This is a genomic window from Mesoterricola sp. MK458, assembly GCF_055384935.1.
Window position 1 is genome coordinate 1,174,984 of record NZ_AP045075.1, and the last position, 22,837, is coordinate 1,197,820.

Annotated in this window: 14 protein-coding genes; 8 read left to right on the forward strand and 6 right to left on the reverse strand. The window is 68.8% G+C overall.

Features of this window, described 5'->3' with window-relative positions; genetic code table 11:
- Nucleotides 1-123: 123 nt before the first annotated feature.
- Complete coding sequence (locus ACZ5LB_RS05090) at nucleotides 124-2,937, forward strand: IPT/TIG domain-containing protein (RefSeq protein ID WP_464605052.1); 2,814 nt, start codon at nucleotides 124-126, stop codon at nucleotides 2,935-2,937.
- Here ACZ5LB_RS05090 and ACZ5LB_RS05095 read toward each other — a convergent pair.
- From ACZ5LB_RS05095 to ACZ5LB_RS05110, 4 genes are all read right to left on the reverse strand, one after another.
- Entirely contained in the window at nucleotides 2,927-4,036 is a 1,110-nt protein-coding gene (locus ACZ5LB_RS05095; RefSeq protein WP_464605054.1) for a PilZ domain-containing protein, read from the reverse strand. The two genes, ACZ5LB_RS05090 and ACZ5LB_RS05095, sit on opposite strands and share 11 nt — an antisense overlap.
- 56 nt (nucleotides 4,037-4,092) lie before the next feature.
- Entirely contained in the window at nucleotides 4,093-5,664 is a 1,572-nt protein-coding gene (locus ACZ5LB_RS05100) for a peptide MFS transporter (protein ID WP_464605055.1), read from the reverse strand.
- 78 nt (nucleotides 5,665-5,742) lie between these two features.
- A complete protein-coding gene (locus ACZ5LB_RS05105) occupies nucleotides 5,743-8,976 on the reverse strand; it encodes a S41 family peptidase (RefSeq protein ID WP_464605057.1) in 3,234 nt (1,077 codons plus the stop codon).
- Nucleotides 8,977-9,053: 77 nt separating this feature from the next.
- Nucleotides 9,054-9,455 carry a bacteriohemerythrin gene (locus tag ACZ5LB_RS05110; RefSeq protein WP_464605058.1) on the reverse strand — a complete coding sequence of 134 codons (402 nt, stop codon included), beginning with the start codon at nucleotides 9,453-9,455 and terminating at the stop codon, nucleotides 9,054-9,056.
- Between the two features lie 246 nt (nucleotides 9,456-9,701).
- On the opposite strand from ACZ5LB_RS05110, the gene ACZ5LB_RS05115 reads away from it, so the two are divergent.
- Nucleotides 9,702-10,508, forward strand: coding sequence for a hypothetical protein (locus ACZ5LB_RS05115; RefSeq protein WP_464605060.1), 807 nt, complete (start codon nucleotides 9,702-9,704; stop codon nucleotides 10,506-10,508).
- Between the two features lie 49 nt (nucleotides 10,509-10,557).
- On the opposite strand, the gene ACZ5LB_RS05120 is transcribed toward ACZ5LB_RS05115, so the two are convergent.
- Nucleotides 10,558-13,752 carry a C45 family autoproteolytic acyltransferase/hydolase gene (locus tag ACZ5LB_RS05120; RefSeq protein WP_464605062.1) on the reverse strand — a complete coding sequence of 1,065 codons (3,195 nt, stop codon included), beginning with the start codon at nucleotides 13,750-13,752 and terminating at the stop codon, nucleotides 10,558-10,560.
- Between the two features lie 232 nt (nucleotides 13,753-13,984).
- Between ACZ5LB_RS05120 and ACZ5LB_RS05125 the strand changes: the two genes are divergently transcribed.
- Complete coding sequence (locus ACZ5LB_RS05125; protein ID WP_464605064.1) at nucleotides 13,985-15,043, forward strand: GSU2403 family nucleotidyltransferase fold protein; 1,059 nt, start codon at nucleotides 13,985-13,987, stop codon at nucleotides 15,041-15,043.
- Nucleotides 15,044-15,065: 22 nt separating this feature from the next.
- Here the strand turns inward: ACZ5LB_RS05125 and ACZ5LB_RS05130 are convergent, their stop codons facing one another.
- Nucleotides 15,066-15,647 carry an outer membrane beta-barrel protein gene (locus ACZ5LB_RS05130; protein WP_464605066.1) on the reverse strand — a complete coding sequence of 194 codons (582 nt, stop codon included), beginning with the start codon at nucleotides 15,645-15,647 and terminating at the stop codon, nucleotides 15,066-15,068.
- A 128-nt stretch (nucleotides 15,648-15,775) separates the two neighbouring features.
- Here ACZ5LB_RS05130 and ACZ5LB_RS05135 point away from each other — a divergent pair, with 128 nt between their 5' ends.
- The 5 genes from ACZ5LB_RS05135 (at nucleotide 15,776) to ACZ5LB_RS05155 (ending at nucleotide 22,835) form a co-directional block, all read left to right on the forward strand.
- Nucleotides 15,776-17,818, forward strand: coding sequence for a sigma 54-interacting transcriptional regulator (locus tag ACZ5LB_RS05135; protein ID WP_464605067.1), 2,043 nt, complete (start codon nucleotides 15,776-15,778; stop codon nucleotides 17,816-17,818).
- Between the two features lie 145 nt (nucleotides 17,819-17,963).
- Nucleotides 17,964-19,583, forward strand: coding sequence for a TolC family protein (locus ACZ5LB_RS05140; protein ID WP_464605069.1), 1,620 nt, complete (start codon nucleotides 17,964-17,966; stop codon nucleotides 19,581-19,583).
- The gene (locus tag ACZ5LB_RS05145; protein ID WP_464605070.1) at nucleotides 19,580-20,665 is read left to right on the forward strand and encodes an HlyD family secretion protein; all 1,086 of its coding nucleotides are present in this window, start codon (nucleotides 19,580-19,582) and stop codon (nucleotides 20,663-20,665) included. The genes ACZ5LB_RS05140 and ACZ5LB_RS05145 overlap by 4 nt, the downstream gene beginning before the upstream one ends.
- A 10-nt stretch (nucleotides 20,666-20,675) precedes the next feature.
- Nucleotides 20,676-22,250 (forward strand): DHA2 family efflux MFS transporter permease subunit, encoded by a 1,575-nt coding sequence (locus tag ACZ5LB_RS05150; protein WP_464605071.1) that lies wholly within the window; start codon nucleotides 20,676-20,678, stop codon nucleotides 22,248-22,250.
- Nucleotides 22,251-22,568: 318 nt separating this feature from the next.
- Nucleotides 22,569-22,835: a type II toxin-antitoxin system RelE family toxin gene (locus ACZ5LB_RS05155; protein ID WP_464605072.1), complete on the forward strand. Its 267-nt coding sequence runs from the start codon at nucleotides 22,569-22,571 to the stop codon at nucleotides 22,833-22,835.
- Nucleotides 22,836-22,837: the final 2 nt, after the last annotated feature.

Below are 22,837 nucleotides of genomic sequence, written 5' to 3' on the forward strand. Positions count from 1 at the left end.
GTCCTTTCCGCCTGCGGCGGGGGTTCGGGAGGCGGCGCCCCGCCGTCCGGGCCGGACAACCCCTCCACCCCCAGGCCCAGCATCCGATCCGTCCTGCCTTCCAGCGGGGAGGTGGACACGGCCGTGAGAATCACCGGCCAGGGCCTGGCGACGGTCTCCAGCGTGACGTTCAGCCCGGGGGTCGCCGCCTCCTTCGACGCCTCGGACCTCGAGGTCACCACCACGGTGCCCCGGGGGGCCCAGACGGGTCTCCTCACGGTCACCACCCTCAAGGGAGAATCTGCCAGCACGGCCTTTACCGTCCCGGTGACCCCGGAGGCCCCGGTCCTGGACAGGTTCGAACCGGTCAGGGCCCAGGCCCACACCCCCATCACGATTCTGGGGTCGGGTCTGGCCAAGGCCACCTCCGTGACCGTCGGGGGCGCCGCCGTGGGCTGGTTCAGCGCCACCGACACGAAGGTCCTCACCTCCGTCCCGGCAGGCGCCGCCAACGGGAAGGTGACCGTGACCACGCCGGCGGGCGTCGCGACCTCGGCGGCGGATTTCACCCTCGATCCCGGGCTGCCGGCCCCGCCGTCGATCACCAGCGTCGACCCCCTGAGTGGGCCCGTGGGCACGCTGGTGCGCCTTTTCGGCACCGGGCTGCTCGCGGTCACCCGGGTCGAAGTGTCCGGGAACGCCGTCGTCTTCACGCCCGTGAACGACACGGAACTCACGTTCACGGTCCCCGCAGGGGCCTCCACCGGTCCGGTGGCGATCACCGGCCCCACGGGCGCCGCCAGCGCGACCCCGACCTTCACCGTCACCTCCGGAGACCGCCCCGCCCCCACCATCACGGGCTTCAGCCCCCAGGCAGGCCCCCCGGGGCAGCGGCTGGAGATCACCGGCACCGGGCTCTCGGCGATCACCGCCGCGACGATCGGCGGCCAGAGAGCCGCCACCGGTCCGGCGGGAGACACCACCCTCGTGGCCTGGGTTCCCGGCAGCAACGCGGTTTCCGGTCCCATCGTCCTGACCCACAAGGACGGCACCATCACCCACCCCACGCCCTTCACGGTCGTGTACGCCGCTCCGGTCATCACCCGCATCAGTCCGGTCACGGGCCCCGAGGGAACGTCCGTGGGAATCCTGGGAAGCAACCTGGATCCGGCCACGGAGATCCTCTTCGGATCCACCCGGGCCGTGTCGGTGCCCTACAACCTGGGTTCAATCCTCCGGGTCCTCGTGCCCAGGGGGGCCACCTCGGGCCCTATCACCGTGACGGGCCCGGGCGGCAGCACCCAGTCCACCCAGACCTTCACCGTCCTGGCCGGAACCTCCACCGCCAACAGGCGGATCGCGGGGCTTTACGTCACCCAGGCCACCCAGCGCATGGACCGGTCCGTGCCGCTCGTGGCCGGCCGAAGCGGGCGGGTGCGGGTCTTCCTGGAGAGCGACGCCTCCCTCGCCCCGGCCCCCGCGGTGCGGGTGACCGTCACCGACGCCGCCGGCGGGGTCCTCGTGACCCGGGACATCCCCGCCCCCCTGGCGACGGTGCCCCTTTCCACCGACGACACCCGCGAAGGGTGCTCCTGGGACTTCACCCTGGATGGGGCGTTCATCCAGCCCGGCAACGCGATCCGGGCCCACATCCTCAACGCCGGGGCCGACCTGTCCGCCGCCGACGACGACTACCCCCAGGGCGGCGCGCCGCTGCCCCTGAACGTGGTGAGGGTGCCCCCCATAGGGATCACCCTCATTCCGGTCCAGCAGGGCGGAACCGTCGGGCGTGTGAGCGATGCGGCCCGTCCCCTGGAATCCTGGCTGACCCTGGCTGGGCAGATCTGGCCCCTCAAGGACATCGATCTGGTGAAGGCGCCGGTCATGACCTGGAGCGAAACCATCACCGGTGACGCCATGACCTTGCTCCGGCTCCGCACGGCCATCGAGGCCAGGAGGCTGGCCGCCGATCCCAGAAGCCGCCGGTACCATTACGGCGTGTTCAACCGCGGCAACTATTCCACCATCGTCGGACTCGGGGACATCCCCGTGGGTCCCGACAACCTTGCCCGGTCCGCGGTGGGCTGGGACGCCGAGGGCAGTCCCCTCGGACCATCCTATTACGGAACCTTCGCCCATGAACTGGGGCACAACCTGCGCAGGTTTCACAGCCCCTGCGGCGGAGCGGGCGTGCCCGACCCGTGGTATCCGTACCCGGATGCCGAACTCGGCGCCACCGGCTTCAATGTGGCCACCGGCCGGGTGATCGCCCCCCAGGCCCAGTCGGACATAATGAGCTACTGCTACCCACGTTGGATCAGCGACTACGTCTACAAGGATGTGCTCGCCAACCGGGCCTGGGAACTCGGCCCTTCGATATCGACCACCGAAGCCCAGCCGGGCCTCGTGGTCTGGGGCTCGCTCTCGAAAAGGGGCGTGGTGCTGGAGCCAGCCTTCCGGGCGGCGGGCTGCTCCGACCAGCCCGGTCCCGGGGACTGCACCCTCGTGCTCCGGGACGCCACCGGCGCGATCCTCCGGGAGATTCCCTTCGAAGCCCAGGAACAGCCCGACCTGCCCCAGGGCGAACCCGTGAGGACCTTCGCCTTCTCCATCCCCCTGAGCCCGCAGATGGAAGCCGCGCTGGCCAGCATGGAGGTCGTCGACGCTTCCGCGAAGGCCGAAGGCACGGTGCGCCGGGCTTTCCGGTTCTTTGCATCGCCTTCCGGCGCGGAACTGCCCCGGGACCCCGTGGCCACCGCATGGGGTCCGGGCACGGTCCACCTGAGCTGGGACGCCGCAACGCATCCCATGGTCATGGTGACCGATCCCGCCAGCGGTGAAGTCATCGGCATGGTGGAAGGCGGATCCGCAGAACTGGCCACCGGGGCCACGGAACTGGACCTGAATCTCTCCGCCGGGGTGCGCAGCGTGCGGATGCGGGTGAAGGTCACGCCGTAGGAAAGTGCTTGCGCAGGATTCCCTGCAACAGCCTGGGCAGCAGGCCCGAGGACGTAGGCCCCAGCACGTAGACGCTGACGGCCTTGAGCTCGCTGCCCAGCTCGAACAGGGCGCCGTTGTCCACCCCCGTGCCCAGGAGCAGGAAGGGCACCCTGCCGCCCAGGGCCTCCAGGAGGATGCGGATGCGCTTGCGGTCGTCCATGCCCAGGGACGCCACGTGGAAGAGCACCAGGCCGCGGCCCGAAGCCGCCAGGTCCTTCATGGTCTGGGTGGCCGGGGCCACCCGCTTCATGGCCGGAAGGTCCTTGAGGAGGTCCCGGAGCCGGGACTCCAGGTCGGCATCCCCCGACACCAGGGTCAGGACGGGCGGGGGGTCCGGGCTGGCCGCGGCGGCGTCGCGCTCCTCGCCGGCCTCGCCCCGGCCGCCGCGGAGCACCAGGGCTTCCTCCTGCTTCTGGAAAACCCATCGGGAGAAGGCGTCCAGCAGGGGCCCGTCGGGCCGGGGGCGGAACTCCAGGCCCAGGATGCGGTCCTTGAGGTAGCGCACCTTGGCCTTGGAATTGATGACGACCTCGGGCGTGACGGTGAGGGCGACGTGGATGGTGTCGTCCACGGCCACCTCCCCCTCCTCGAAGTCGCGCTGGGCGAAGATCCGCACCCCGGTGGTGCTGAGGTTCACCACGTTGGCCATGAGGAGGTCGTACTTCCGGGAGCTGAACGTGGCCATGAGCCGGCCCACCCGGTCCACCCGGTAGGCCCCGCGCTGGTCGTCCATGCTCATGAGCGCCGGCAGGGCCAGGGCCAGGGACTGGCGGCCCCGGGTGAGGCCCACGCCCAGGGTGCGGGTGGGGGCCTCGTAGAACTGGTGCCCGAAGGGGAACCGCATGCGCAGGTCCGGGGAGCGCAGGCCGAAGATCGCGTCCTCCCGGCTCATGAGCGCGGTGACGTGCACCGAGTCCTGCTCCAGGCGCAGGAAATTCGATTCCAGGCGCAGGTAGGGCGTCACGAGCAGCAGGAGCTCGCCCTTCTCGCATACATTACGCATCGCCTCACGTATGACGTCAGGGTTGCGGATGGTGGCGTCGGCCTGGTTCTGCATGGGCCTCGGGTGGTTTCATCCGATCATAATGCAGGAACGCCTTCGCTGGCCGAAAATCAGCTGTATCCGCCCATCTGACGACGGATGATCGGGCTAACGAGCACCCACAGGATCAGGGAGGCCGCCAGGGCCACCGTGGCGCAGAAGCCGAAGAGCGTCGCCAGGGGGATGGTGCCCATGAGGCCCGCGGCCTTGCCGGCCAGGTAGGACCCCAGGCCCGTGGCGAAGAACCAGGCCCCCATGAGCTGGCTGCTCATGTGCTTCGGGGCCAGCTTGGACACGTAGCTGAGCCCCACCGGGGACAGGCACAGCTCGCCGATGGTGTGCAGGAGGTAGACGCCCCCGAGCCAGCCCATGCTCACCTGGGTCACCTGGCCGGGCACGGCCTGGGCGATGAGGGAGGCGGGGACCAGCAGGTAGAAGCCCAGGGCCGCGAAGAGCAGCGCCAGGGCGAACTTCACCGGGCTGCTGGGCCATTTTCCGGCCCTGCGGGTCCAGAGCCACGCGAATACCGAACCCAGGAGCACGATGCCCGTGGCGTTCACGGACTGGAACCAGGAGGCCGGGATCTCGAACCCGAAGATCACCCGCTGCGTGAATTCCTTGGCGAAGAGGTTCAGGCTCGAGCCGGCCTGCTGGAACACGGCCCAGAAGGTCATGCTGAAGCAGAGCATCATGCCCACCACGCCCAGGCGCTTGAAGTCCTCGGGGGTCAGGGTGGGCGCGGCCACGGCCTCGCCCGTGGCGGTGGTGGCCGCCGCGCGGCCCTTGACGATCCCCTTCTTCAGCAGCCAGGACACGGCGGCCATGGTGCTGATGGAGGCCGCGGCGCCGCCCAGGAGCTGGATGGGCCAGTTCCGGCCGCCGATGACCATCCAGGCCGAGGCCAGCAGCACCAGGAGGAGGAGGACCAGGAAGCCCAGGCCCGCGGGGGCGGGCTCCTTGTGCCCTTCGGGCATGTTCACGTCGACGATGAGGTTGCGCCGCAGGACGAAATTGGCCAGGCCCAGGAGCATGCCGAAGCCCGAGAGCCCGAAGGCCCAGGCCCAGCCCGAGGGGGAGTGCAGGCCCATGCGGGTGAGGAAGGCGATGAAGGTGGGCTGCTCGGCCATGTAGCCGCAGAAGATGGGGGCGATCATGGCGCCCAGGTTGATGCCCATGTATTCGAAGGTGAACGCGCCGTCCCGGCGGGGATCCTCCTTGGTGTAGAGCCGGCCCACCGAGGCGCTGACGTTGGGCTTCAGGAGGCAGGTGCCGATGGAGATGAGCACGAGGCTCGCCACCAGCCCGTTGAGGCTGCGCACCTGCAGGAGCAGCTGGCCCGCGGCGATGAAGAGGCCGCCGAGCACGATGGTCCGCTTGGCGCCCAGGAAGCGGTCCGCGATCTGGCCGCCGGAGAGGGCGAACAGATAGATGGCCAGGAGGTAGCCTCCGAAGATGCCCGCGGCCTGGGGCTTGTCCAGCCCCATGCCGCCCAGGGCCACGGGGGCCGTGAGGTAGAGGATGAGGATGGCCCGCATGCCGTAGTGGCTCCAGCGTTCCCATGTCTCGGTGAAGATGAGGACCCATAGGCCCGCGGGCTGGCCTTTGGGGGGTGCAGGGGCATCCGTGCGAAGATCTCCGCTCATTGGCAAGCTCCGAGTGATTGGCACTCTCTTTATACCGTCATTTCCTTCCAACGCTTGTCACAACCGCCCGGGGCGGGTTCAGCGGACTTTCACGGGATCCGCGGGCTTGGCGGGAAGCTTCATGCCCTTGGCCTCCACGGCCTTCATCACCTCCTGGACGCCGCGCTCCAGCTGCAGGTCGTGGCCGTCCCGCAGGGAGGCGGGGTCGTTCTCCACCTCGATGTCCGGGGTGACCCCCTCCCCTTCGATGATCCACTCCCCGGTGGGGGCGTTCGTCCCGGACTGGGGCACGAAGACCGTGCCTCCGTCCAGGAGCGGGCCGGAATCGCTGATGCCCACCACGCCGCCCCAGGTGCGCTTGCCCACCAGGGGCCCGAGGCCCGCCAGGCGGAAGTGGTAGGGGAAGATGTCGCCGTCGGACGCGCTGGTCTCGCTCACGAGGCAGGCCATGGGACCGTGGAAGACGGTTCCCGGGTAGGTGGTCGGGACCTCCGACGTACGGCCGAAGCGGGTGCCCAGGAGCTTCCTGCCCAGGCGCTCCAGTACCATCTGGCTGACGTTGCCGCCGCCGTTGGCCCTGTCGTCCACCACCAGGCCCTCCTTGCGGATCTGGGGGTAGAACCACTTGATGAACTCGGCGATGCCGGGCGCGCCCATGTCCGGGATGTGCAAGTAGCCCACACGGCCCCCGGAGAGCTTGTCCACGCGCTCCTTGGAGGCGAGGACGAAGTCCAGGTACAGCAGGGCGTCCTCGCTGGCCACGGGGGTGTAGGTGACGCGCCGGGCCCCCTCGGCCACGGGCCGGGCGTTCAGGGTGAGGGTAACGGGGTCCGGGTGGTTGCGCAGGAGGGTGTAGGGGTCGGTGCCCGCCCCCAGGTCCACGCCGTCGATGGCCAGCACGTAGTCGCCCTCGCGGGCGTCCACGCCCACCTCGGTGAGGGGGCTCCGGTACTTGGGCTCCTCGTTCTGGCCGCGGAAGATCTTCGCGATGCGGTAGCGCCCGGCCTTGGCGTCCAGTTCGAACCGGGCCCCGGGCAGGCCGTACCGGGCGCGCTCAGGCACCAGGTAGTCCCCGCCTTCCACGTAGGCGTGGCCGATGTTCAGTTCGGAGACCATCTCCGTGAGGAGGTAGGTGAGGTCCGAGCGGTGGGTGACGAAGGGAAGGAGGGCGCGGTACCGCTCGCCCAGGGCCTTCCAGTCGTAGCCGTGCATGTTCTTCACGTAGAAGAAGTCCCGGTAGCGCCGCCACACCTCGTCGAAGATCTCCTCCCATTCCTGGGAAGGCACCGCGTCTACCTGGAGTCCCTTGGTGGAGACGGGCTTGCGGTCCTTGGCGTCGGGCTTGACGTCCACCATCACGAAGGCGTCCTTCACCCGGGCCAGGGCCTTTTCGCCCGTGGCGCTGTAGGCCACGCCCCGCACGCCGGCCACCAGCTCGGACTCCTTGCGCTTGTGCAGGTCGAAGACCGTGAGGCTGCCGCCGGGAGCCGGCTCGCCGCCGTAGAACCGCGGGCCGCTGCGGACGTAGGAGAGCACGCCCTTGCCGGCGTGGAGGCCAGAGAGGTTGCCGGGGGGCACCGGCACCCGCACGCACCGCTGGCCCAGGCCGTCGAAATCGATGGAGACCGGCCGGAGGCCCCGGGCCTCCTCCTTCTTCGCCTCGGCGCCCACTTCGTCGCTCTCGGGAAGGAAGGGGTGCGGGACGTCCCGGCGCAGGGCGAAGGCGAACACGCCCGTGTTGTTGGCGCCGGCGTAGTCGAATTCCAGGTTGGACACCAGGGGGGCGTAGTCGCGGCGGCTGAGGGCGTAGAGGTACCGGCCCTCGGGGTCCCAGGCGGGGGACGCCACCGGGGCCTGGTCGGAGGTGACCCGGTGCAGCTGGCCGTCCCAGATCCACAGCGAATCGAAACCGTTGGCGTTGCGCAGGGTCAGGGCCAGGCACTTCCCGTCCGGGGACCAGGCGTGGTCCGGGATTCCGCCGTGGGTCTCCCTCGCCGCCTCCACCACCTTCCGGCCGGCCACATCCACCACGTAGAGCACGCCGTTCTTGTCCGTGAAGGCCAGGCGCTTGCCGTCGGGGGCCCACTCCAGGGACGTGAGGAACACCGACAGGCCCGAGGTGAGGGCCACGGGCGGGTTCCGGCCGTCCTGGTCCATGACGTACACCTGTTCCTCGCCGCTCATGTCCGAGATGAAGGCGATGGTTTTGCCGTCCGGGGACCACTGGGCCCGCTTGTCATGGTGGCGCGAGGAATGCGTGAGGTTGCGGGTGGGACCCTTCTCCGCGGGCGCGGTGAACACGTCGCCCCGCGCCACGAAGAGCGCCCGCTCCCCCCGGGGCGACAGGCCGAAACCCTCGATGAACTTCTCCGCCGCAAGGCGCGTGGGCCGCGAGGCGCCGCCGTCGGTGGGGACCCGCACCATGATGGCCTTGTCCGATCCGTCGCGGGTGTCCAGCACGTGGAGCTCGCCGTTGAGCTCGTACACGATGCGGGCCTGGTCCGAGGAGGGCCAGCGCACGTCCCAGGTCTTGCTGAAGGTGTGCTGCTTCACCTGGTCCGTGGCCGGATCGGCGCTGTAGAGGTTGAGGGTGCCGTCCCGGTCCGAGGCGAACCAGATGCGGTTTCCGATCCACATGGGGTCCCGCTCCGTGCGCTTCGTGTGGGCCAGGGGCCGGCGCTCCAGGGTGGCGGGGTCGATGACGTAGAGGTGCTCGGCCCACCCCCCCTGGTAGCGCTTCCAGTGGCGGAAGTCCCGGAACTGGGGGCTGTAGACGATGCGCTTGCCGTCCGGGGAGAAGCAGCCCGCGCCGGATTCCTGCATGGGAAGGGCCGTGGGCAGGCCGCCCTCCCGGGGCACCGTGTAGAGCCGGCCGTGGACGGAGACGCCGTTGGCGTCCCGCATGGACCGGAAGAGGATGGAATTCCCGTCCGGGCTCCACCCCATCACCTGGTTGTCGTACCCGCCCCGGGGCTTGAGGGGTCCCCGGGCGGGGTAGAACGTCAGCTGCCGGGGCACGCCGCCCTCGGCGGGGATCACGTACACCTGCTCGTCCCCGTCGTACTGCCCCGTGAAGGCGATCCACCGCCCGTCGGGACTGTACTTGGCGAAGAGCTCCAGCCCGGGATGGGCGGTGAGCCGGGTGGCCACGCCCCCCGTGGCGCCGGCGGTCCAGAGGTCTCCGCCGTAGGTGAAGGCCACGCGGTCGCCGGAGATGTCGGGGAAGCGCAGAAGCCGCGTCTGGGCGCCCAGACCCGCGGCCAGGGCCAGGGAGAGTACCGGGGTGAGCAGCCGGGTCGCCGGAATGGACATGGGGCCTCCTGGGGGATGGAGGCTATTGTATTGCGAGGTATGGCCGGGCGGTCAATGTATCTGGGGAAATCCGGCCCTCAGGCCGCCGTGCGCCGGAACTCCGCGAAGCGCCGGTCCGCCCCGCCCAGGTGCGAAGCCAGCCAGAAGTTGAAGAAGGTGAGCAGATCCGGGAGAACGTCGGAATGGCCGTCCCGCCACTTGTCCATGAGGATCCCGATGCGGCGGGAGCATTCCCGGTGCTGCGCGGCGTGGCCCGCCAGGCCCGGGTAGCCCGCACGCTCCATGGCCTCCTCCTCCTCCCGGAAGTGCACCTCCACGTACATCATGAGAAAGGTGATGGACCGGTTGATCCCCTCCTTGGCCCTGCCCTCCTCCAGGCGCCGGGTCAGGTGGTTGATGGCGCGGATCATGGCCATGTGCTGTCCGTCGAGGCGGTCGTCGCCCATTTCCCAGTCCTGCTGCCAGCTCAAGGCATTCATGCACTTCCCCCGATTCCCCGATTCTCCCAGGGGAGCCGAGGCGATTTGAATACGGTAGATTACCTAAAGCACACCGGCAAATTCCAAGAAATTAATAATTAGGCAGACCGGCGGTGGCCCGGGCGGTCCCCTCGTCAGGGCATCGCGCCTGCCCACAGACGATCCGGCCCATGGGGACGGCACCATGAAACCAAATTATTCATATGAGCACAAAACGAATGCCCCATCTGGGTGTGGAGTTCCACCATGTTTCGAACATCTTACCGGGCCGCCGTATGGCCCTTGCTGGCCGCCGTCGCGTTCCTGGCGACCCCGGCCAAGGCCGCGGACCCTGTTTTCCTCATCAACGCGACGGACAAGCCCTGGCGCCTCCTTTCCCATCGCGGCCTCCACCAGCCCGTGGAGGTGACGACTCAGGGCGAAGGCGCCCAGGCCACCCGGCGCGTGCATCCGGCCCTGGACTTCCAGACCTGGGTGGGCATCCGGGGAACCACGTTGGCCAGTTCGGGCGAAATGCGAAGGGCCTATACGGACTTCTTCGTGCTCGACACCATCCTGCCCCCGGGCAGGACCATCCAGATCGAGAACGCTGGCGTCGACCCCCGGGTCCACATCAATTTCTTCCTCTGTGATGTGAAGGACCGCGCTATCGACCTGGGAAGCGGCGTCGACGGCAAGGAGCCGACGCTGCTCTACGAGGTGAATCCGCCCGCAGGATCCGGGCCGGGTGCGAGGGTGGTTCGCTGGAAGGTCTACCCGAGCGCCGCCGAGACCGCGCCGGTGCTCCAGTTTTCCGACGCCAATCCGACCGTCCTGACGATCGTCGGTTCGGACTGGGGCCTTGCGCGCACGTTCATCTGCCATTCCCCCACCAAGTGGTCGGAGCGGGCGGAGCCCTGGGAAGCCGCGGCCAAGGCGAGCGGAGCCGATCCCATCCGGGACGAAATCGCCTGGGTGGCCCTGAAGGGCTCCTCCAGCTCCTCCACCCGGGACCTGGAAACCAAGACCCCCGCGCCGACCTCAAAGTCGCCCGCCCCGGAACGCAAGGATTGAGGGTCGAGAACGTCATGGAAGGGGGGGCCGCCTGGCGGCCCCCCCTTCCTCAACGCTGCAGCGCGACCTCGTGCCGTTCCTCGCGGTGGAAGCCCTTGGCCACCGTCTCGGCGCCGCGGTAGAGCGCCCAGCCCGGAAGACCCCGCTGGAAGAGGTGGGTCATGTGCCAGAGCTCCAGGCGGCTGTTGGCCGTGTAGAGGAAGAGGGTGCGCTTGGGGTTGTAGGGGTTGGGCAGGGCCAGGGCCAGGCCGTCCCGGGAGCTGCCGTAGGTGCGGCCCTGGAACCGGAAGAAGCCCTTGCCGAACGTCACGGGCAGCGGATGCTCGGCGACGATGCGCGCGAGGAGGCTGTTGGCCTCGGGCCCTCCGTAGACCACCAGGTCCCGGGAGGCCAGCTCCTCCTGTGTCACTTCCGCGTCGGGCTTCACCGGGGGCAGGATCTCCGTGAACGCGTCGGCCATGAGGTCGCGGAAGTTCAGGGCCAGGGAACGGTTGGCCTCCACCTCCCGCGAGGTGCCGTACACGTGGAGCGTGTGGTCGAAGTCGTCCATGAGGTTGGGAAGGGTGTAGGGGTTCTCCTGGCGCACGGGAAGGTCGCGACCGGCGTTGAAGATGACGTGCGTGGGCTTTTCGGCCACGTGGTAGGTGGTAGAGGCCATGGCCGCGTCCGTCTCCAGGCGCACGAAGCGGGAGCCCTTGGCCGAGCGCAGCTCCAGGAAGGTGACGAAGTGCCAGGGCGTGCCGGGCTGGGTCACCTTCACCGTCACGTCGAAGCCCTCGGTGGCGGGGGCCACGGCGGCGGTGACCACCGGATCGGGCAGGTCCTCCCGGCCCACCCACTGCTGCACGAAGGGCGCCAGGTCCCTTCCCAGCGACCGGGAGACGGTCTTCGTGAAATCCTCGGTGGTCATGGGGCGGTTGCCGAAGGCTTCGTGCACGGCGCCCATGGCCTTGGCGAAGGGGGCGTTGCCCACCAGGAGCCGCAGCTGGTGCAGCAGGAAGGTGCCCTTGATGCGGGGGATCTGGTAGGCGCCGTAGCGGTCGTAGGCCACCTGCGCCTTGGCGGGGGCAAGCGAACCCTCCCGGGACACGACGTAAGCGTAGCGGGCGTTGAGCTCGGCCAGGCTGTCCCGCAGGGATACGGCGGCCTTGTCCTGGGCCTCGGGCAGGCGCTTGAGGAGGCCGTGGTAGGCCGCGGATCCGCTCACGAACCAGTTCTCGCCGTCGGTGGCCGGGAACACGGTGTTGGACCACAGCAGGCGCCGGGGGAAGGCGTAGACCTCCCGGGCCGCGGCCAGGTCGGCCTTGGCCGCGGCGGCGGCCGCGGGGGTTTCGGCGGCCCGGGCCTGCTTGAGCTTCTCGGCGACGTACAGGGGGCTGAACGTGGTGAAGCCCAGGGTGAGGTGCGGCGTGGCCCCGGGCAGGTCGGCCATGAAGCGCCCGCCCACCCACTTCTCGCGCAGGGTGGTCTTGCCGAAGTGGGCGATGAACATCAGCTTCTCGGCCATCTCAGAGGTGGTGAGCTTGCCGTCACAGGCATGGGGGCGGTTGATGGGGCTCGAGGCGTTCAGCTCCACGCCCACCTGCAGGTCGAACTTGCCCTGCCCGAAGCGCTTGTAGAAATCCTGGAAGGCGATGTCGCGGTTCCAGGTGTTGAAGGCCAGGTCCACCGGCTCGTTCTCGGCGTTGGGCACGCGCTCCTTGCGCACGCCCAGGTCCCGGTTGTTGTTGTCGGCCCACACGAAGTCCTTGAGCCCGCCCGGGGTGTCGGCGGGATGGCCCTTGCTGCCGGTGCGCCAGAGCTTCGTCTCCTTGGTGCCCAGGAGGAAGACGGCGCCCTCGTCGGTCTTGGTGTCGGCGATGGTCCAGTCGTTGGTGTAGAGGCCGTTGTTCCCCTTCTTGAGGATCTCGGCCACCTGGTCGATGCTCGTGGCGTACTGCGCGGCCTGGCGGATGCGGTTGGCCTCGGGGGTGCCGTCGGGGTTGAAGGGGGTCTGCTGCACCGTCGTCTCGCCGATGACGATGCCCGCGTCGTTGAGGTACCAGTCCGTCCCCGAGCTGATGCCGCCCGGGAAGGTCTGCATCACGAAGCGGTGGCCCTGGGTGGGCTGCACGTCGACCATGACGTTCCAGTCCACGCCGGTGTATCCCGGAGGCCACATGAAGATCTGCCCCATGACCACGCGGCCGTCGGCGGAGGCGGATTTCGTGGCGATGAAGGAGGAGCAGCGGTCCCCCTTCCCTCCCGTGGCGGCCTCGTCCTCGGCCTTCAGGAAGGTCTTGCCCGTCAGGGGCGACGCGGTGACGCGGATGGCGGAGGCGATCTCCCCCAGGTCGATGTCGGAATTGGCGGTGACCACGTCCAGCACGTCCAGGTCCCGGCCCCGGAACTTCGCGCCGGCCTTGGCGGCGCCGTCGGCGATGCCCTTCATCTCCTCCAGGAATTCCGGCTCGTACTTGCGCAGCATGAGGGCGTCGGCCAGGGTCCGCTGGCGGTCCCAGCCCCGCACGGGGTCGGCCTTGTCCTGGAGGATGGCCAGCTTGTCCACGAACTGCGCCAGCTCGGAGGCCACCAGCTGGCCGTACTGCAGGCCCCGCTCGTAGGGCGCGCCCTCGATGTGCAGGACGATCCAGCCCCCGTCGTCGTAGCGGAAGCCCTTGCCGGCCCACCGCACCGTCTCCATGGGGATCATGGCGCCGATGTCGTCCACCTGCTCCAGCTTGAGGTCGTCGAACCAGGCCGCGCCGGCGGTCTTCCCGTTGCGGCCCAGGTGCAGCTGGACCCGGTCGCTGGCCGTGGTGGCGAAGAAGGCCACGGATACGGCCTGGGATCCGTCGCCCGCCACCGTCGCCGAGGCGTTGGTGAAGGGGAAGCTCTTCATGGAAAGGCAGGCCCCCAGCGCCGTGGGGTACCGGGCCGTGGGGTCGGGGTGCACGCCCTTGGTGCGGATGTGGGCGCTGAGCCGGTAGAGGCGGCCCACTTCCAGCTTGACCGGCTCGGACTCCACCGTGGACTCCGCGCCCTCCGCCGGGTTTTCCACCCGCAGGCTCCGGAACCCAGGCTTGTGCCCGAGCCCGATGGAAACAGTGGCCCCTTTGCCCTTGGCCAGGGTCCAGCCTGCGGCCTGGTTGTCCTGCTGCTGCTCGAACCCGGCGTTCACCAGGGGCAGCACGACCGGATCCGACGCCACCAGCGCCAGGGCGGAAAAACAGATACCCAGGAACGTCCAGGATCCACGCATCATGTAGTCTCCAATTACCTCAAACCATGATGCAGCATTCTGGCTTTTGCGGGAATGGGAACCTGGAAAGGCACGCTTCGGCGAAAGGCAAATGGCTCGTCCCTCCTGGACTGCCACAATTTTTTGCATAATCTTGTGGCAGGAAGGGCATTTCATGACACACCCACCAAGGAAGGAAAAGGGATCAAAACCGGCCAAGGCCTCGGAAGACAAACATTCCTCTTTGCCCGAGGAGATGGCTCACCCTCTGCCTCTGGAGACGCAGACCCTCTATGCCGAAATGGTCGAGCACCTCCGCGGGGCCGACTTCGTGCGTTCCTTCGCGGATCTGAAAGGGGCCTTCACGCTCCGGGAGCGCGCCGACGGCCGCTATTGGTACTTCCGGACCTCCGAAGGCGTCGGCCGCAGCGTGGCCGACCTCTTCGTGGGACCGGATGACGAGGCGACCCAGGCCCTCATGGGGGCCTACAGGGAAGGGCGCGGAGCGGCCGAAGAGAGCGCAGCCCGCATGACCCGTCTGGCGGCCATGTTGCGCAAAGGTGGCATCGCCGCCACGGATTCCGGGTCCCTGAAAATCATTCGGGGGTTCGCCAATGCGGGCGTCTTCCATCTGGGGGGCGTCCTCATCGGCACCCATGCCTTTGTGGCCATCGGAAATGCCCTGGGGGTCCGATGGCCTTCGTCCATGCAGACGCAGGACGTCGACTTCGGAAGCTTTGCCACCAGCCACGTCGGCTTCGGAATTCCCCAGACCCCCCAGACGCTGGCCGACGTTCCCAAGGCCATCGATGCCCTGGCCATGGGCTTCGTGCCCAACGTGCGGCTGCACGCCGCCATCCCGGCCACCTCCTACATCATCCCCGGGAAGGAATTGCGCATCGACCTCCTGACCTCCCCCCAGGGGCGGGACCGGGAAGCCCCCGTGTTCATTCCCCGTTTGGGGGCCCATGCCCAGCCCCTGGAATTCATGGACTATTTGCTTCAGGAGACCACCGACGCGGCTTGCATCGGCAACAAAGCCGTCCTGGTCCGGATTCCGGAACCGGCAAGGTACGCCGTCCACAAACTCCTTGTGGCGAGCAATCGCGACACCCGCCATGCGGCCAAGGCCGCAAAGGACCGCATTCAGGCGGCCTACCTCATGAACTTCCTGGAAAAGAACCGTCCTGGCGACGTCAGCCTGGCCGTGGAGACGGCCCTGGGGCGGGGCCCAGGCTGGAAGCGCAGGATCCAGGCACAGGCGCGGCTCCTGCCCTTTGCCATCGAGGAACTGATGGAGGCCCTAGGCGGCTAGGGCGCGATCAAAAGACAAGGTCCTAAAACCTGAACCCCAGGGACCCCACGATCGAATTCGCCATGAACCCGGAATCGGACGTGCCCGGAAGCGCGTAGTCCAGCCTGCCCATGTCCAGGCCCAGGAACTTCACCTCCGCCGTGACGTTGCGGTTGAATGCGTAACCCAGGCCGACGGCGTAGGCCAGGCCCGTGTGGGTGGACTTGGCGCTGGTCTGCGTGGGGCCGAAGCGCTTGGCCGCGTCCAGGCGGGTGGAATGGAAGCCGAGGCCCGCAAGGAGGTAGCCCCCTTCGGCCTCCTGGGCGACGAAATAGGTGTAGTCGGCCATGGCCACCAGGGAATCGCTCTTGTAGCGGTTGTTCCCGCCGCCGCGGCTGAAGGTCAGGTAGTCGAGCCTGGGGCGCAGGATGTGGCCGGCGCCGAAGTCCACGGGGACCTGGATTCCGAGGCCGAAGCCCATGCGGCCGTCCAGGTGGCCCGAATCGGAGAAGGTCCCCAGCGGCTTGGCCAGGTTGATCTGGCCGCCGAAGGAGGCCTCGGCAGCCGCCAGGGGCGCGGCGGCCAGGAGGGGTGCGGACAGGAGCATGCGCAACGAACGTGACATGGTGACTCCGGGGCAAGGGTTGGGGTTCGCGGCCTCCCGGGCTCGGGTCCGGCCTTGGTCAGGTGTGCCGGAACCCGGGTGCGGGTTCCGGCGCCGCGCCCCCCGGAGCGGGCTGGTATGATCCCCAGGTGAACGTGAACGCGCCCGCCCGGAGCTTCCGGGACATGGATGCCCCGAAGCTCGCCCAGCTCCTGGACGCGGCCGCGGAGCTGGGCCCGTGCAGGGACCTGGGCTCCCTGGGGCCGGCCCTGTTCCGGGTGCTGCAGAAATCCCTGCCCGTCCACCGCATGGCGCTGTGGCTGGGGGACGCCGGCGAGGACCTGCCCGAGACGCTCTGGGCCGCGGAACGGGGCGAGGACGGATTCCTGGAACGGGTCGAACCGTCCCCCGGGCTGGTGGAGCTCACCCGGAACCTGCAGACGGACCTGTGGGACCCCGACGGCACCGGCGGCCCCGCGGGCCAGACCCTCCGGGACCGCGGCTTCCGGTCCTGCGTCCTGCTGCCGCTGCGCACCCCCGAGCGGCTCGTGGGGGGCCTGGCCCTGGCCAGCCGCTCCCGGGCGGCCTTCCGGGAGGCGGGGCCCGCCTACCTGGTCTACCTGGCGAAATTCGTGGCGTCCTACGCCGTGAAGATCCAGCGCCTGCGCCAGCTGGACGAACTCAACGCCAGCCTCGTGCGGGAGCGCGACCAGCAGCGCATCCTGCTGCAGATCACCAACGAGCTGGTGGAGCACCGCGACCCCCGGGACCTGTTCCAGGCCATCGCCGCGAGCCTGCGGGAGCGCTTCTCCTTCGACGGCATCGCCCTGGTGCTCGTCCAGGAGGACGCCGATCCCCTCCTGCGCTTCCTGGACTACCCCACGAACCGCGGGCACATGCAGGAGAACCAGGCCTTCACCGTGAAGAACGGCCCCAGCCAGCGGGCCATGGACCTGCGCCGGGCGATGGTGTTCACCCGGGCCGAGCTGGACCTGTTCGAGGGGCCCATCCCCCAGGTGCTGGTGCAGGGCGAAGGCCTGGCGGCCATGTGCTGCATCCCCCTGATCTCCCGCAGCCGGGTGATGGGCGTGCTCTCCTTCCTCAGCCGCCGGCGCGACGCCTTCCCGGAAGCCACGGTGGACCTGCTGAGCCGCGTGGTCGCCCAGGTGTCCATCGCCCTGGACAACGCCTTCGCCTACGAGGAGATCCAGACCCTCCGGGACCAGCTGGCCCAGGAGAACCTCTACCTGCAGGAGGAGATGGACAAGGATTTCGGCATGGAGATTATCGGCCGGAGCCCGTCGCTGCAGAAGGTGCTGCGCCAGGTGGAGACCGTGGCCCCGTCCGACGCCACGGTGCTGCTGCTGGGCGAGACGGGCACGGGCAAGGAACTCATGGCCCGGGCCATCCACTCCCTGAGCCCTCGGGCCGAGCGGGGCTTCGTGCAGATCAACTGCGCGTCCATCCCCGCGGGCCTGGTGGAAAGCGAGCTCTTCGGCCACGAGAAGGGGGCCTTCACCGGCGCCATCGCCGCGAAGACCGGCCGCCTGGAGCTGGCCCACCAGGGGACGCTCTTCCTGGACGAGATCGGCGACCTGCCCCTGGACCTGCAGCCCAAGCTGCTCAGGGCCCTCCAGGAGCGCGAATTCGAGCGGGTGGGGGGGAATCGGCCCCGCAAGGTGGACCTGCGCCTCATCGCAGCCACCAACCGCGACCTCACCGCCATGGTGGAGGCCCGGGAGTTCCGCGCGGACCTCTTCTACCGCCTGAACGTCTTCCCCATCCGCGTCCCGCCCCTTCGCGAGCGCAGGGAGGACATCCCCACCCTGGTGCGGTACTTCACCCAGAAATTCGCCCAGCGCATGCACCGTCCCATCGAGTCCATCCCCAGCCGGGCCCTGGAGCGCCTTACGGCCTGGGACTGGCCGGGCAACATCCGGGAGCTGGAGAACTTCATCGAGCGCTCGGTGATCCTCAGCCGCGGCCGGGAACTGGAGATCCCCTTCGCGGAACTGGAGGCTTCCCGCCCCGCCCCGGCCCCGGCCGCCACCCTGGAGGAGGCCGACCGCGCCCACATCCTCAAGGCGCTGGAAGCCTGCCACGGCAAGGTGGGCGGCCCCGACGGCGCCGCCGCGCGCCTGGGCCTGAAGCGCACCACCCTGCAGAGCCGCATGCGCAAACTGGGCATCTGAAGGATCTGCCGATATTTGGGCATAACGCCGAAATATCGGCAGTTCCGTTCGGCACCACCTTGAATCCCGCTTCATATGTATTGATATATTGCATGTTCTCATTTCGGCATGATTCCGGCAAACGTCTGAACGGACGGAGGTTTCCATGCTTCGAATCACCCCCAGGGACCGGGACACCGGGCTCACCCTGGTTCTGGAAGGAAAGTTGGCCGGCCCCTGGGTGGCCGAACTGGCCCAGGCCTGGAGCGGCTGGCAGGGGCGCATCGACCCCGCCAAGGCCGTGCTGGACATGCGCGGGGTGGCCTTCATCGACGAGGCCGGCCGCGAACTGCTGGCCCGCATCCACGCCGAGGGCGCGGACCTGGTGGGCTCCGGGTGCTACGTGGGCCCCATCATCCAGTCCATCCTCAACGGCGGCGAACTGGGCGCCGCGGGCCTGCGCTTCCTGTGGCTGCCCATGCTGGGACTGGCCGCCGCCGGCGCCCTGGCCGCGGCCGAGCCGTCCGTGCCCCTCAGCCTGGCCCAGGCGCTGGACCAGGCCCTGGCCCGCAACCCCGAGATCCACAAGTCCCTGATCGCCATCGCCCAGAGCCAGGACGACCGGCGCCTGGCGGCCTCGGCCCTCATGCCCTCCGTGGAGGGTGTGGCGGGCTACAGCCGCTCCAAGCAGAACCTGGACGCCTTCCTGGGCATCCCCAGCCCGGGCGGGCCCGAGGTGGTGGGGCCCTTCAACGCGGGCCAGGTGGGCATCCGCGCCGAGGCCCCCCTGTTCGACCTGAGCCTCTACAAGCGCTGGGCCGCGAGCCGCCACGGCGAGGCCTCCGCCAAGGCCCAGTCCCGGGTGGCGCGCGAAGGCATCGCCGCCCTGGTGGTGGGCCAGTACCTGCGCTCCCAGCGGGCCTCGGAATCCGTGAAGGCCGCCCAGAGCCGCGTCGAGCTGGCCGCCGCCCTGGAGAAGCTCGCCGAGGACCAGCAGAAGAACGGCCTCGGCACCCGCCTGGACACCCTCCGGGCCCAGGTGCAGGTTCAGAACGAGCGCCAGCGCCTCATCCAGGCCGAGACCCAGGCCCGCACGGCCCTGTTCGGCCTGGTCAGGCTCCTGGATCTGGAGCCCTCCACCCGCCTGGTGCTCACCGACCCCCTGGCCGCGCCCGAGGCGGTGGCCTTCACCTTCCAGGAAGCCTACGGCGAGGGCCTGAGCCACCGCCCCGAGGTGGCCGCCCTGGACGCCCGGGAGCAGGCCGCCCTGAGCCTTCGGGATTCCGCGCGCAGCCTGCGCCTGCCCTCCCTGGTGGTCTCGGGGACCTACGCTTCCATGGGCCTGGCCCCCAACCAGCCCTGGGTGCCCACCTACACCCTGAGCCTGGGCGTCAAGGTGCCGCTGTTCACCGGCGGCAGGATCTCCGCCCAGACCGCCAAGGCCCGGCTCGAGCTGGACCGCGTCGCCGAGGAGCGCAAGGACCTCAAGGCCCAGGTGGGCCTTGAGGTCCAGGTGGCCCAGGCGGAAATGGACGCGGCGCGCAGCGAGGTGGACGTGGCCTCCCAGGCCGTGGGCCTGGCCCAGGAAGCCCTGGTGCAGTCCCGGCACCGCTTCGAGGCCGGAGTGAGCAACAACATCGAGGTCATCAACGCCCAGGACGAACTCGCCCGGGCCGAAGACAACCGCATCAACGCCCTCTGGCGCCTCAACCAGTCCCGAGCGGACCTGGCCAAGGCCATGGGCCAGCTGGAACCCCTCTTCGCAGGAAACCGGAGCCGATCATGAGCGAGACGACTGAACAGAACCCCCGGAAGGACCGCACCCGCATCGTGCTCCTCACCGCCGCCGTGCTCGCGGCGGGGGTGGCCGGCGGCATGGCGTGGCACTACAAGGACCGCGTCTCCACCGACGACGCCCAGGTGGACGGCCACCTCGTTCCCGTTTCCTGCAAGGTCAACGGCAGCGTGGAGAAGGTCTTCGTGGAGGACAACCAGGCCGTGAAGGCCGGGGACGTCCTGGTGCAGCTGGACGCGCGCGACCTGCAGGCCCGCGTGGACCAGGCCCGGGCGGCCCTCGCCCAGGCCGAGGCCCAGGTGGCCTCCTCCCACGCGGACACGGAGCGGGCCCGCAGCTCGTACGAGCAGGCCCGCAGCTCGGACCTGCAGGTGGCCGAGGCCAACCTGGAGGCCAACAGGTCCACCCTGGCCACGGCCAAGGCCGACCTGGAGCGCACCCGGCCCCTCGCCGAGCGCCAGGAGATCTCCGCCCAGGCCTTCGACGCCTACAAGAACCGCTTCGAAGTGGCCGAGAGCCTGTTCAAGGCCGCCGAACGCCGCCTCGCCAGCGTCCGGCAGGAGTCCGACATCCGCCGCGCCGGCGTGGGGGCCCAGGAGGCCCGCACCGTGCAGGCCAAGGCCGGCATCCTCGCGGCCAAGGCCAACCTGGAGGCCCTGGAGCTCCAGCTCTCCTACACCCGCATCACCGCGCCCGTGGACGGCCACGTCACCCGCAAGTCCGTGGAACTGGGCCAGATCATCCAGCCCGGCCAGGGGCTCCTGACCCTGGTGCCCCTGCACCAGACCTGGGTCACCGCCAACTTCAAGGAGACCCAGCTGCGCAAGGTCCGCGCCGGCATGGAGGCCGAGGTCTCGGTGGACATGAACGGGAAGGTGCTGCGCGGGAAGGTGGACTCCATCGCGGCCTCCACCGGCTCGCGCCTGTCCCTGCTGCCCCCCGAGAACGCCGTGGGCAACTTCGTCAAGGTCGTGCAGCGCATCCCCGTGAAGATCAAGCTGGACCCCCAGGACGCCGCCGACGTCACGCTGCGCCCGGGCATGAACGTCGACGCCACCATCATCACCCGCTGAGGCGCCGCCCATGACGACGGACACGCGGCATCGGGCCGTAAACCCGTGGCTCATCGCCCTCGTGGTGATGATCGCCACCTTCATGGAGGTGCTCGACACCTCCGTGGCCAACGTGGCCCTGCCCCACATCGCCGGCAACCTCTCGGCCACCGTGGACGAGGCCACGTGGGTGCTCACCTCGTACCTGGTGGCCAACGCCGTGGTGCTGCCCCTGGGCGGGTACCTGGGCGGGATCTTCGGGCGAAAGCGCTTCTACATGACCTGCGTGGGGATCTTCACCATCTCCAGCATGCTGTGCGGCCTCGCGCCCAGCCTGCCCTGGCTCATCTTCTTCCGCATCATGCAGGGCCTGGGCGGCGGCGCCCTGCAGCCCACCTCCCAGGCCATCCTGGTGGAGAGCTTCCCCCACGAGAAGCGCGGGGCCGCCATGGCCCTGTACGGCATGGGCGTGGTGCTGGCCCCCATCGTGGGCCCCGTGCTGGGCGGCTGGATCACCGACAACTACAGCTGGCACTGGATCTTCCTCATCAACATCCCGGTGGGCATCCTGTCGCTGTTCCTCACCTACCGCATGGTGCACGATCCCCCGACCCTCAAGCGCATGTCGGTCAAGGAAGGCTTCAAGATCGACTACCTGGGCATCGGCGTCCTCACCCTGGGCCTGGCGGCGCTGGAGATCGTCCTGGACGAGGGCCAGCGGCGGGACTGGTTCGCCTCGAGCCTCATCGTGGTCTGCGCCGTGCTGGCGGTGGTGTGCCTGGTGGGGGTGGTGTTCTACCTGCTGAAGAAGGACCACCCGATCCTCGACCTGCGCCTCCTCAAGGACCGCAACTTCGCGGTGTCCACCGTGATGCTCTTCGTGCTGGGCTTCGTGCTCTACGGGAGCCTGGCGCTGCTGCCCATCTTCCTGCAGACCCTCCTGGGCTACACGGCCAGCCTCAGCGGCTGGATCCTCAGCCCCGGCGGCATGGTCATCCTGCTGATGATGCCGGTGGTGGCCATGCTGCTGCGCAAGTTCGACACCCGCATCCTCATCGCCGCGGGCTTCACCACCTGCGGCGCCGGGCTCCTGTGGATGTCCCGGTTCAACCTGCAGGTGCCCTTCGACACCGCCATGTATTCCCGGTGCCTCCAGAGCTTCGGCCTGGCGTTCCTCTTCGTGCCCATGAACGTCACCGCCTTCCAGAACGTCCCCATGGAGAAGACCAGCTACGCCACCGGCATGATGAACCTGGTGCGCAATATCGGAGGGTCGACGGGCATCGCCCTGGTGAGCACCATCCTCTCCCGGCGCAGCCAGGTGCACCAGGCCAGCCTCGTGGCCAACCTCCACCCCGGCAGCCTCGCCTACCAGGGATTCCTGAACAGCGCCTCGCACGTGCTGGTGGCCAAGGGCTCCTCGGGCCCCGACGCCGCGCACCAGGCCCAGGGCATGGCCTACGGCCTGCTCCAGAAGCAGGCGGCGATGATGGCCTTCTCGGACACGTTCTGGATCATGGGTGTGCTCTGCTTCGCGCTGCTGCCGCTGATCTTCCTGATGCGCAAGACCATCGCGGGCCGGAAGCCCGTGGTCATGGACCATTGAAGGGGATCATCCCACCCAACGCGCCATGAGCCGTCATTCCTCCTGCTGTGCGGTCAAACGCTCCGATGGTGGGTAAGGAATTCCGGGGCTGCGATCTGGATCGGCCTCCTGGCGATCCTTCAGGGCCTCTAGGGGCTCCCCGGGGCCGGAGGCCTTCAGGAAGAATTGTGGTATGGGCCCACGTCAGGCAGTGGTTTACACCGGGTTGGCCAGTTGCAACCGGCTGGCCATGTCCATCTCGACTCCAGCAATAACCCTGTTATTTCGGGTTGTTTTCACCCTGATAACAGCTATACTTGCAGTAAGGGGATGAGGTATATGCAGGTTAAGATGAACAAGGGGGCAAGAGAAGATTTTGAAAACCTAGATTCGTCGCTTCAGGTTGCCTTCCTGGAGGTGAAGAAGAACCTCAAGGCCTGGCCCGAGTTGTCCGGGGCCAAGCGCCTTTCAGGCCGCTGGCACCCGTTCTCGCGGGTCAAGCTGGCGGAGGATTGGCGGGTTATCTACTTGATCCTGCCCAACGAGGTCAATCCGACCCACTTGACCGTCGTCCGGATCCGTCACCGTTCCGTCGTCTACAAATAGGA

What these genes read in the sequence shown, in the direction of transcription:
- ACZ5LB_RS05095 (WP_464605054.1), bottom strand. Translation starts at nt 4,036, where the DNA reads ATGCAGAACCAGGCCGACGCCACCATCCGCAACCCTGACGTCATACGT.
- ACZ5LB_RS05100 (WP_464605055.1), bottom strand. Translation starts at nt 5,664, where the DNA reads ATGAGCGGAGATCTTCGCACGGATGCCCCTGCACCCCCCAAAGGCCAG.
- ACZ5LB_RS05105 (WP_464605057.1), bottom strand. Translation starts at nt 8,976, where the DNA reads ATGTCCATTCCGGCGACCCGGCTGCTCACCCCGGTACTCTCCCTGGCC.
- ACZ5LB_RS05110 (WP_464605058.1), bottom strand. Translation starts at nt 9,455, where the DNA reads ATGAATGCCTTGAGCTGGCAGCAGGACTGGGAAATGGGCGACGACCGC.
- ACZ5LB_RS05115 (WP_464605060.1), top strand. Translation starts at nt 9,702, where the DNA reads ATGTTTCGAACATCTTACCGGGCCGCCGTATGGCCCTTGCTGGCCGCC.
- ACZ5LB_RS05120 (WP_464605062.1), bottom strand. Translation starts at nt 13,752, where the DNA reads ATGATGCGTGGATCCTGGACGTTCCTGGGTATCTGTTTTTCCGCCCTG.
- ACZ5LB_RS05125 (WP_464605064.1), top strand. Translation starts at nt 13,985, where the DNA reads ATGGCTCACCCTCTGCCTCTGGAGACGCAGACCCTCTATGCCGAAATG.
- ACZ5LB_RS05130 (WP_464605066.1), bottom strand. Translation starts at nt 15,647, where the DNA reads ATGTCACGTTCGTTGCGCATGCTCCTGTCCGCACCCCTCCTGGCCGCC.
- ACZ5LB_RS05140 (WP_464605069.1), top strand. Translation starts at nt 17,964, where the DNA reads ATGCTTCGAATCACCCCCAGGGACCGGGACACCGGGCTCACCCTGGTT.
- ACZ5LB_RS05145 (WP_464605070.1), top strand. Translation starts at nt 19,580, where the DNA reads ATGAGCGAGACGACTGAACAGAACCCCCGGAAGGACCGCACCCGCATC.
- ACZ5LB_RS05150 (WP_464605071.1), top strand. Translation starts at nt 20,676, where the DNA reads ATGACGACGGACACGCGGCATCGGGCCGTAAACCCGTGGCTCATCGCC.
- ACZ5LB_RS05155 (WP_464605072.1), top strand. Translation starts at nt 22,569, where the DNA reads ATGCAGGTTAAGATGAACAAGGGGGCAAGAGAAGATTTTGAAAACCTA.